This is a genomic window from Gordonia sp. i37 (genome assembly GCF_002043085.1).
In the GTDB taxonomy this organism is placed as follows: Bacteria; Actinomycetota; Actinomycetes; order Mycobacteriales; family Mycobacteriaceae; genus Gordonia; species Gordonia polyisoprenivorans.
Map to the genome: position 1 here is coordinate 1 of NZ_MVPX01000299.1, position 6,364 is coordinate 6,364.

5 protein-coding genes are annotated in these 6,364 nt (G+C 69.0%); 1 reads left to right on the forward strand and 4 read right to left on the reverse strand.

Annotated elements, in window-relative coordinates:
* From B1964_RS14345 to B1964_RS14360, 4 genes are all read right to left on the reverse strand, one after another.
* Window positions 1–1,398 (reverse strand): VWA domain-containing protein (locus B1964_RS14345; RefSeq protein WP_079930255.1); only part of this gene is annotated, 1,398 nt, incomplete at its 3' end.
* On the reverse strand, window positions 1,398–2,318 hold the full coding sequence (locus B1964_RS14350) for a MoxR family ATPase (protein ID WP_079930256.1): 921 nt from the start codon (window positions 2,316–2,318) through the stop codon (window positions 1,398–1,400). The genes B1964_RS14350 and B1964_RS14345, both read right to left, overlap by 1 nt.
* Window positions 2,319–2,329: 11 nt before the next feature.
* Window positions 2,330–3,601, reverse strand: coding sequence for a glutamate-5-semialdehyde dehydrogenase (locus B1964_RS14355; protein ID WP_079930257.1), 1,272 nt, complete (start codon window positions 3,599–3,601; stop codon window positions 2,330–2,332).
* Between the two features lie 153 nt (window positions 3,602–3,754).
* Complete coding sequence (locus tag B1964_RS14360) at window positions 3,755–5,326, reverse strand: molybdopterin-dependent oxidoreductase (protein WP_079930258.1); 1,572 nt, start codon at window positions 5,324–5,326, stop codon at window positions 3,755–3,757.
* Between the two features lie 246 nt (window positions 5,327–5,572).
* Between B1964_RS14360 and B1964_RS14365 the strand changes: the two genes are divergently transcribed.
* On the forward strand, window positions 5,573–6,244 hold the full coding sequence (locus tag B1964_RS14365; RefSeq protein ID WP_079930259.1) for a fasciclin domain-containing protein: 672 nt from the start codon (window positions 5,573–5,575) through the stop codon (window positions 6,242–6,244).
* Window positions 6,245–6,364 lie beyond the last annotated feature (120 nt).

The following is a 6,364-nucleotide window of genomic DNA, read 5'->3' on the forward strand; positions in this document are numbered from 1 at the left end:
GGCGAGCTGGCGGGCGTTGCGGCACTCGAACATGTCGATGACCTCCGCGTAGTCGTCGGCGGCGGAGTCACCGGTACCCCATTCGGCGCCGGCCTCGGGGTTGAGCCAGTAGGCGTGGCGCGCGCGTTCGACGAGTTGGGCGAGCAGTTCGGTGCGGGGGAAGCCGAAGTTGGTCCGGGCGTCGCCGAGGATCAGCAGGGCGCCGCGGTGGGTGAGCGTCTCGGCGTACTCGTCGACGAAGCCGCGCAACATGTTGCCGTAGTCGGAGTGCCCGTCGCGGGTGATGAGCCGGGCGGTCGAGATCATCCGGTGCATCGCCGCCCGGGCGTCACCGCCGAAGCCGGCGTCGGCGTCGTTGCGCGGGTCGAACAGATCGGTCACCTCGTCGACGGTGTCGATGAACGCGAACACCCGGACCTTCGAGAACTGCTGGCGCAGTGCGTAGACGAGGTTGAGGGTGAATTGGGAGAACCCGGCGACCGAGCCGGAGACGTCACAGATGACGATCAGTTCGGGTCGTCCGGGTCGGGGTTTGCGGTGGCGGAGTTCGATGGGCACCCCGCCGGTCGACATCGATGCGCGCAGCGTGGTCCGCACGTCGACCGGTCCGCGGTGGGCGCGTCGGCGGCGGATCTCCAACCGCGAGGCCAACAATCGGGCCAGCGGGTCGATGGTGCGGCGCAGTTCGGCCTGTTCCCTGGCGCCCGCGGTGAGGAAGTTGATGTTCTCCGGCAAGTTGGGCACCGCGTACTCGCCGACGCGTTCGCGGCCGTTGCGCGCCGACATCCGGCGTTGGGTTTCGCGTTCGATCGCCGCACGGACCGCTGCGGCCCGATCACCGGCGGCGCGGCGGAACATCGGTTCGGTACCCAGATCGAGATCCGACGGCGACCCGCCGGCCATCGCCGCCGCGATCCGGGCGATCAGGGTCTGCGGGTCGATCGAGGACAGCGCCTGATACGCCGAATACGCCTCGCCGCGGGCGGATTCGTACCGCCCGAGCATTTCGACGATCTCGGCGACCATCGCGTCGAGACGGCCGTCGGACTCCGAGTCGGGGTCGGCCAGCAGGGTGGCCAGCGCGTCGCGGGTGGCGGCGATGTCCACCTCACCGTCGGCGGTGCGCGGCAGTTCCTCGGTGCTGGTGCGCGCTCCGGGTGCGGCCGGGAACCACAGGTCGAAGAGCCGATCAAAGGCCGGCCGGTGCAGGTGGTCGTCGAGCAGTGTCGCCGCGAGTCCCTCCCGCAGACTGCTGCGGTCGAGCAGGTCGAGGACCTCGACGGCACGTGCGGCGTCGATCAGGTTCGACGGCCCGACCACCACTCCGCGTCGGCGCAACTCGTCGACGAAGTCGGTGAGGTGTGCGACGAGCGGCGCGGTTTCCGGCACGGCCGACATCAGCCGAGTTTGAGTTCTTTGATGGCTGTGGTGAGATCCGGCCGATGTTTGAGCACGACACCGAGGGTGCGCGCGATCAGTCCGTTGTCGAGCCCACGTCCCGACGACCCGGAGGTGGGTTCCCCGGCGCCGAGGGCGAGCAGGGTGTTCGCCCAATCGATGGTCTCGGCCACCGACGGCTTCTTGCGGATGTCGAGGGTGCGCAGGACGCCGACCACCCGGACGAGTTCGGCGGCCAGCGACTCGGTGAGCGCGGGCACCCGGGAGGCGAGGATGTCCTTCTCCCGCTTGGCGTCCGGGAAATCGATGTACAGGTAGAGGCACCGCCGCTTGAGCGCCTCGGACAGTTCGCGGGTGGCGTTGGAGGTCAACAGCACGATCGGGCGACGGGCGGCGACGACGGTGCCCATCTCGGGGATGGTGACGGCGAAGTCGCTGAGCACCTCCAGCAGCAGACCCTCCATGTCGACGTCGGCCTTGTCGATCTCGTCGATGAGCAGCACGGTGGCACCGGGCCGCGAGATCGCGGTCAACAGCGGCCGCGGCAGCAGGAACTCCTCGGAGAAGATGTCGGTCTTGGCCTCCGACCAGTCCCGGGTTCCGGTCGCCTGGATGTGCAGGATCTGCTTGGCGTGGTTCCACTCGTAGAGCGCCCGCGCGTCGTCGATGCCTTCGTAGCATTGCAGCCGCACGAGTTCGGCGTCGGTGGCGGCGGCGATGGCCCGGGCCAGTTCGGTCTTGCCGACCCCGGCGGGACCCTCGACGAGCAGCGGTTTGCCGAGCCGGTCGGCCAGGAAGGTGGCGGTCGCGGTGGCGTCGTCGGGGAGGTAGCCGGTGCCGCGCAGACGGGCGGCCACGTCGGGAACGTCGGTGAAGGACGGGTGCACCGTCGAGTTGGTGTCGGTGGGTGTTGTGCTCACGGGGACCCCTCTCACGCCTGGCGGATGTGGCCGTCGCCCCAGACGACCCACTTAGTGGAGGTCAGTTCGGGCAGACCCATCGGACCGCGCGCGTGCAGTTTCTGCGTCGAGATGCCGATCTCGGCACCGAATCCGAACTGCTCACCGTCGGTGAATGCGGTGGAGGCGTTGACCATCACCGCGGCGGCGTCGACGCGGTCGGTGAACTCCTGGGCCGCGGCCAGGTCGGTGGTGATGATGGCCTCGGTGTGTCCGGTGCCGTAGGTGTCGATGTGGGCGACGGCGGCGTCGAGATCGTCGACGATCTTCATCGCGATGTCGAGTGAGAGGTACTCGTCGGCCCAGTCGGCGTCACTGGCGGGTTCCATGTCGGCCTCGTCGCCGTGGATGACGACTCCCTGCGACCGGAGGGCCTGGCTGATCTTGGGCATCGCCTCGGCGGCGATCGCCTTGTCGATGAGCACCGTCTCGGCAGCGTTGCACACGCTGGGCCGCCGCGTCTTGGCGTTGAGGACGATGCGGGTGGCGACGTCGACGTCGGCGAGTGCGTGCACGTAGACATGGCAGTTGCCGGTGCCGGTCTCGATGGTCGGCACGGTGGCGTTGGCGACGACGGCGTTGATCAGCCCGGCTCCGCCGCGCGGGATGACAACGTCGACCAGTCCCCGGGCCCGGATGAGGGCCGTCACGCTGGCGCGGTCCTCACTGGGCAGCAACGCGACCGCATCCGCGGTGACCCCGTTGGCGCGCAGGGTGTCCCGCAGGATCCGTACCAGTTCGGCGTTCGATGCCGCCGCCGACGACGAGCCGCGCAACAGCACGGCGTTGCCGGATTTGAAGGCGATTCCGAAGGCATCGACGGTGACGTTGGGCCGCGCCTCGTAGACGATGCCGACCACCCCGAGCGGGACACGTTCCTGACGCAGTCGCAGTCCATTGGGCAGTGTTTTGCCCGCGACGACCTCCCCGATCGGATCGGGCAGTGCGGCGACCTGGCGCAGACCTGCGGCGATTCCGGCCACCCGCTCGGGTGTCAGCCGTAGCCGGTCGAGCAGGCTGCCCTCGATCCCCGACTCCTCCGCACGGGCGAGATCCTCGGCGTTGGCGGCGATGATCGACTCGGTCGCGGCCTCGATCTGCTCGGCAGCTGCGATGAGCACGTCGTTCTTGGCGGCCGTGGTCAGCCGGCCCAGAGCGCGGGATGCGTTCTTGGCGGCCGTGGCCAGATCGGTGACGGTCTGCTGGACACCGCTGTCGGTGGGGCTGACGGCGGGTGCGCTCATGGATTCTCCCGGTGCTGTGCGGCGGTGCGTGTTCGGTGATGTCTCCTGGTCGGCACGCCTCCTGGTCGGCTATGACGACCAACAGAGGCCGACCACCAGAGTACGTGCGGCCACCGACGGCTCCCCACGTCGGGCCCACCTGCCGACGACGCCTCAGCGCTGCACGGTCATCACCCGGCTGTGCCAGCCCGTCGCGCCGTCGGGAATGGGCGGCACGCGGGAGTCCGGCTGGGTGGCACCGGTGGCGTCGGTCGCCCGGCAGTAGAGCGTGTGCTGGCCCGGTTGGGCGTCCCACGTCCAGGTCCATTGCCGCCAGGTGTCGATGGAGTACTCCGACGTGAGTGTCGCCTCCTGCCACGGCCCGTCGTCGACGCGGACCTGCACCGACCGCACGCCGCGATGTTGGGCCCAGGCGGTTCCCGCGACCACCACCGGTCCGACCGGCAGCGAGGCGAAGGGGGCGGGCCGGTCGATGCGCGACGCCGTCTTGATCGGCGCCTTCTCGGCCCAACCACGCTTGGTCCAGTACGACTGTGCGCGGTCGAATCGCGTGATCTCCCAGTCGATCACCCATTTGCAGGCCGAGACGAAGCCGTACAGTCCGGGGATCACCTGGCGGACCGGGTAGCCGTGCTCGAGTGGTAGGGGCGCCCCGTTCATCCCGATCACCAGCATCGCGTCGCGGCCATCGGTGATCGCCGACAACGGGGTACCCGAGGTCCACCCGTCGACGCTCGTCGACAACAACATGTCCGCGTCGGCCTCGGCACCGACCCGGGCGAGGATGTCGGCCATCGGGTAGCCGAGCCATCGGGCGTTGCCCGCGAGGTCGCCGCCCACCTCGTTGGACACGCACGTCAGCGTCACCACGCGTTCCCGCGCGGGCATCGCCATCAGATCGTCCCAGTCGAGGGTGAGCTCACGGGCCACCATGCCGTGGATGCGCAATCGCCACTGTCGGGTGGTGAGTTGCGGAACCGCGAGTGCGGTGTCGATGCGGTAGAAGTCGGCCGCGGACGTCAGGAACGGGGTGGCGCCGGGGAGCTGCACGCCCATCGACGGCGTGATCGGTGCGGCGGCGTTACGAACCGCGGGCAGGCGAAGTCCCATACGTTCGGCGACGGCGCCGCCGGTCGCGGCGATCCGGCGGGCGGCATACCCCGATGCCGCGATCAGCACGGCGATCCCGCCGGAGACCGCGACGAAACGACGGCGCGACCACCCGACGGTGGCGACAGGCTGAGCGTCCTCGGGTTCGGGGGGCTCGGGTTCGGGCCGGTGACGGCTGCCGATCGCACGCCGACTCAGGACGACGAGAACGACAATGCCGATCACGCCTGCGCACAACGACGGCACCGCGTAGAGCGCGGTGCCGGTCGGTCGGGTCACCGCACACACGACGCCCACGACACCGAAGGCGCCGATCACCGCCGCTCCCATCGGGGGTCTGGCGACCTGCAGGACTCCGGCGATCGCAGCGAGTACGACGACGGCCGCCGCGATACCGCTCAGCAACGCGGTCTTGTCGGAGGTACCGAAGGTGTCGATGGCCCACTCACGGATCGCCGACGGCGTGTGGTCGATCAGTTGCGCACCGACCACACCCACCGGCGATGCGGGTGCAACGGCCAGGGCCGCGATGAGTTCTCCGGCGACGAGACCCACCCCCACCGACAGCACCCCCACCGTCATCGCCCGTAGGTATCGCCCTGCGGTTCGATGCATTGATCGACCTCTCGCCGTGGTGACATGCCGACCGATCAGCCGGCTGCCTCGTCAAGGGTTCGCACGGTGTCACCCACCGGATGGGTCCGTGCCTCAACGGATCTCCAACCCCTCCGGGCCGCACGCACCGCGGGACGTACCGGAAAGTTTCTCGGTGCGCGACCCATCCGCGGCGCCGGGGGAAGCGAATGACTGTGTGAGCACGCCCACTCGGGCTGGCTCATTCCGTCCACAGTGAGGAAGAACATGCGAACCACCGCAGCAACCCGAATCACCCTGGCCGCATCGGGTTTCGTACTCGCAGCCGGCCTGGTGACCGGATGTTCCAGTAGTGACGACTCCGGCTCGTCGACGTCGACCGCGACGAGCAGCATGTCCGGGATGAGCGGCATGACCAGCATGAGCGAAAGCGCCGCCCCGGCGGCGGATCTCGTCGGAAGCGGTTGCGCCGCATACGCACAGGCCAACCCCAGTGGTCCAGCCTCGGTGAACGGGATGGCCATGGCACCGGTGGCTACCGCAGCGGCAGCCAACCCCGAACTCAAGACACTGACGCAGGCCATCTCCGGCAAGCTCAATCCACAGGTCAACCTGGTGGACACGCTGAACAACGGGCAGTACACCGTCTTCGCGCCGACCGACGCCGCCTTCGCCAAGCTCCCCGCGGCGACCGTGGACCAGCTCAAGACCGACTCGGCGATGCTGACCAAGATCCTCACCTATCACGTGGTGTCCGGCCAGATTCCGCCCGCCGACATCGATGGCCAGCACAAGTCGCTGGAGGGTGCCACGGTGACGGTCACCGGGTCCGGCAACGACATCAAGGTCAACGACAACACTTCGGTCGTCTGCGGTGGCATCAAGACCGCCAATGCGACGGTCTACCTGGTCGATTCGGTGCTGATGCCCCCGAGCTGACCCCGCCCCGGCATCGAAACCGCTGACTCCCAACAGGATCGGTTCTCAACAGGAATCGAGTACGTCGGTGAGCACCTGCCGGCTGGGGGGGGGGGGGGGGGGGGGGGGGGGGGGGGGGGG

Excerpts from the sequence above, each read along its gene's own strand:
- B1964_RS14360 (WP_079930258.1), bottom strand. The coding sequence starts at position 5,326 with ATGCATCGAACCGCAGGGCGATACCTACGGGCGATGACGGTGGGGGTG.
- B1964_RS14365 (WP_079930259.1), top strand. The coding sequence starts at position 5,573 with ATGCGAACCACCGCAGCAACCCGAATCACCCTGGCCGCATCGGGTTTC.
- B1964_RS14355 (WP_079930257.1), bottom strand. The coding sequence starts at position 3,601 with ATGAGCGCACCCGCCGTCAGCCCCACCGACAGCGGTGTCCAGCAGACC.